Origin of the sequence: uncultured Sphingomonas sp. (assembly GCF_946477935.1) — a bacterium.
Taxonomy (GTDB): Bacteria; Pseudomonadota; Alphaproteobacteria; order Sphingomonadales; family Sphingomonadaceae; genus Sphingomonas.
Map to the genome: position 1 here is coordinate 1 of NZ_CAMLAC010000310.1, position 3,429 is coordinate 3,429.

General features: G+C 68.3%; 5 protein-coding genes. 2 read left to right on the top strand and 3 right to left on the bottom strand.

All coding sequences use genetic code 11. From position 1 onward, the window contains the following. Positions 1-631, top strand: a 631-nt coding sequence (locus tag Q0U08_RS19020; RefSeq protein WP_298093315.1) for an MFS transporter, incomplete at its 5' end; no start/stop codon positions are given. Here the strand turns inward: Q0U08_RS19020 and Q0U08_RS19025 are convergent. Beyond that, the gene (locus Q0U08_RS19025; RefSeq protein WP_298093316.1) at positions 628-1,842 is read right to left on the bottom strand and encodes a dipeptidase; all 1,215 of its coding nucleotides are present in this window, start codon (positions 1,840-1,842) and stop codon (positions 628-630) included. The genes Q0U08_RS19020 and Q0U08_RS19025 overlap by 4 nt on opposite strands. Continuing rightward, the gene (locus tag Q0U08_RS19030; RefSeq protein ID WP_298093317.1) at positions 1,839-2,117 is read right to left on the bottom strand and encodes an acylphosphatase; all 279 of its coding nucleotides are present in this window, start codon (positions 2,115-2,117) and stop codon (positions 1,839-1,841) included. The genes Q0U08_RS19025 and Q0U08_RS19030 overlap by 4 nt, the downstream gene beginning before the upstream one ends. 56 nt (positions 2,118-2,173) lie before the next feature. Between Q0U08_RS19030 and Q0U08_RS19035 the strand changes: the two genes are divergently transcribed. Beyond that, positions 2,174-2,683, top strand: a complete 510-nt coding sequence (locus Q0U08_RS19035; RefSeq protein ID WP_298093318.1) for a GNAT family N-acetyltransferase — start codon at positions 2,174-2,176, stop codon at positions 2,681-2,683. Here Q0U08_RS19035 and Q0U08_RS19040 read toward each other — a convergent pair. Further along, on the bottom strand, positions 2,667-3,429 hold a 763-nt coding region (locus tag Q0U08_RS19040), incomplete at its 5' end, for an electron transfer flavoprotein subunit alpha/FixB family protein (RefSeq protein ID WP_298093319.1). The two genes, Q0U08_RS19035 and Q0U08_RS19040, sit on opposite strands and share 17 nt — an antisense overlap.

Here is a 3,429-nt window from a genome sequence, read left to right on the forward strand (position 1 = left end):
GCGCAGTAGCGTGGGCGGTCTGGCGGCGCAGGCGGGTGCGCTGTTCCGCGACCGTGCCCTGCCGTTGCTGTTTGCCGAGAGCTTCCTGCTGATGGGGGCGTTTGTCACCGTCTATAACTACGCCGGCTATCGACTGATCGCTGCGCCCTATCACCTCAGCCAGAGTGCGGTGGGGGCGGTGTTTCTGCTGTACGTGCTGGGATCGGCAAGTTCGGCATGGTTCGGCGGACTTGCCGGGCGGATCGGGCGGCGGCGGGTGTTCTGGGTGCCCGTCATGCTGCTGATCGCGGGGCTGGGGATCGCCGCGGCGCGGCCGCTGGCGCTGGTGGTGACCGGTATCGCGGTGGTGACGGTAGGCTTTTTCGGGGCGCATTCGATCGCAAGTGCTTGGGTCGGGCGGCGGGCAGGTGCGGCACGGGGGCTTGGCGCGGCGCTGTACCTGTTCTTCTATTATGCGGGATCGAGTGTGCTGGGATCGGCGGGCGGTTTCGCCTGGACGCATGGCGGCTGGCGGGGAGTGACGCTGTTCTGCCTGGTGCTGGCGGCGCTTGCGCTGATCGTCGCGCTACTGCTGGCGCGCGTGGCACCGCTGGAGCAGGCGACGACGCCCCGGACGATCCCCGAAGCCTAGCGCGCGAGCGGGTCGATCGCGTCGATCGGTCGCGTGGCGGCGGCGTTGCGGGCCACCGCCTCCACCCGCTCCATCACGCGCAGGATATTGCCGCGGGTGAGGCCTGCGAGATCGGTGTCGCTCCAGCCGCGCCGGGCAAGTTCGGCAAGGACCCGCGGATAGCCGTCGACCCCCTTCATGCCCAGCGGGCCGGTGCCGCCGATGCCGTCATAATCGCCGCCGAAGCCGACGGCGCCGCGCCCGGCGACCCTGGCGATGTGATCGACATGGTCGGCGACCATCGCGGCGGTGACGCGGGGTTCGGGATGGGTGGCGTCCCAGGCGACGAGCGGGGCGGGCGCGCGGGAGCCGTACACGTCGGCGGGCACGCCGAGCGTTGCGGCATGATCGGTGCGGGCCTGGTCCCAGGCGCGCCACGCGGTCGAGACGAAGGCGGGATAGACATTCACCATCACCACGCCGCCGCCGGCACCGATGCGGCGGAGCAGGGCGTCGGGAATGTTGCGCGGCGCAACTCCGACCGCGCGGGCGCCCGAATGGCTGGCGATGACCGGCGCCGTGGCGATGTCCAGCACCGCGGCCATCGTCGCATCCGAGACATGCGCGACATCGACGATCATGCCGATGCGGTTCATCTCCGCCACCACCTGCCGGCCGAAGGGGGACAGGCCGTTCGCGATAGGATCGTCGGTGGCCGAATCGGCCCAGGAAAGGCTGCGGCCATGTGTCAGCGTCATGTAGCCGACACCAAGCGCCTTGTACTGGCGCAGGACCGAAAGGCGGCCATCGATCTGGTGCCCGCCCTCGACCCCGATCAGCGAGGCAATGCGGCCGTTCGTCCGGGCCGCAGCGATGTCGGCTGCGGTGGTCGCCAGCGTGAAGTCTTCCGGGTGAGCGGCGACGAAGCGGCGGACGATATCGATCTGCTCCAGCGTCATCTCCACCGCGCGCGGCCCGGTGACGGTGGCCGGTATCCAGACGGACCAGAACTGGCCGCCGACGCCGCCTTTGCGCAGGCGGGGAATGTCGGTCTGCAGGGCGCGGGGAAGGCGGCTGGTGTCGCGGGACAGATCGACGAGCGCGCCCGTTTCGCGCAGTTCCCAGGCAAGATCGTTATGGCCGTCGATGATCGGCGCCTGGGCGAGCAGCCTCTCGACGCGAATGTCGACGGGCGGGTTCGCGGCCTGGGCCAGCAGCAGCAGCGCGATCACAGCGTCGGGCGCTTGGCAAAGCCGTTCGGCACCTCATCGGGTGCCGCGTCCGACACGTGAACATGCTCGACGCGGGAAGCGGGCGATCCTTCACGCGCTTTCGCGACAATGGCGTCGATCATCTCGGGTGATCCACGCACTACCGCCTCGACCGACCCATCGGCGCGGTTGCGCACCCACCCGTCGAGCCCCAGCGCCTGCGCCTGCTCCACGAACCAGTTGCGATAAAAGACGTTCTGGACGCGTCCGGTGATGCGGAGGTGGCAGGCGATCATAGGTACATAGTCTCACGTGCTTGCGATCGGCTGTCCAGATAGGCCAGGATCAAGACATGACGATCCGTATCCGGGAAGACGATCTTACCGATGCCTCGGTGCGGGGCTTGCTCGCGCTGCATCTGGCAGGGATGCATGCCGGATCGCCGCCGGGGCATGTCTTTGCGCTCGATCTGTCGGGACTGCGCGCGCCGGAGATGACCGTGTGGACCGCCTGGCGCGACGGACAGGTGGCGGGCATCGCCGCATTGAAACGACTGGGCGCACACATGGCCGAGGTGAAGTCGATGCGCACGCATCCCCAAGCGCTGCGCCGCGGCGTGGCCGCTGCACTGCTCGACCATATCATCGGCGTCGCCGGTGCAGAGGGTCTGACACGGTTGAGCCTGGAAACCGGCAGCGGGGAGGCATTCGAGCCGGCGCTCGCGCTTTATGCAAGCCGCGGCTTCACCAAAGGTGAGGCGTTCAGCGACTATGTGCCGAGCGCGTTCAACCAGTTCTGGCATCTGGAACTGGCTCCCCCTCCGGTGCGGAAGGGGAGCCGGCCGATCACAGCTTCTCGGTAAGCTCTGGCAGCAGCTTGAAGAGGTCGCCGACCAGGCCGATGTCGGCGACCTGGAAGATGGGGGCGTCCTCGTCCTTGTTGATCGCGACGATGACCTTGGAGTCCTTCATGCCGGCCAGATGCTGGATCGCACCCGAGATGCCGACCGCGACATAGACCTGGGGGGCGACGATCTTGCCGGTCTGGCCGACCTGATAGTCGTTGGGGGCATAGCCGGCATCCACCGCGGCGCGGCTTGCGCCGACCGCAGCCCCCAGCTTGTCGGCAAGCGGATCGATCAGCGCGTGGAACTGCTCTTCGGACCCCAGCGCGCGGCCACCCGAGACGATGATCTTGGCCGAGGTAAGCTCGGGCCGGGCATTCTCGGCAATCTCGGAGCCGGTGTAGCTGGAGAGACCCTTGTCGCCCGTCGTCGCCACGGCTTCCACCGTGCCGCTGCCGCCCTCCGCGTCCGCCTTGTCGAAGGCGGTGCCGCGCACGGTGACGACCAGCTTCTTGTCGCTGGTCTTGACCGTGGCGATCGCGTTGCCGGCATAGATCGGCCGGGTGAAGCTGTCCGGCCCCTCGACCGACAGGATGTCGGAGATCTGCATCACATCCAGGAGCGCCGCGACACGCGGTGCGATGTTCTTGCCCGTCGTGGTGGCCGGCGCGACAAAGGCGTCGTGATGGCCCATCAGCTCCGCCACCAGAGGCGCGACATTCTCGGCCAGCGCATGCGCATAGGCCGCATCGTCGGCGACATGC

Coding starts and splice junctions, on each gene's coding strand:
- Q0U08_RS19030 (WP_298093317.1), bottom strand. CDS start 2,117: ATGATCGCCTGCCACCTCCGCATCACCGGACGCGTCCAGAACGTCTTT.
- Q0U08_RS19035 (WP_298093318.1), top strand. CDS start 2,174: ATGACGATCCGTATCCGGGAAGACGATCTTACCGATGCCTCGGTGCGG.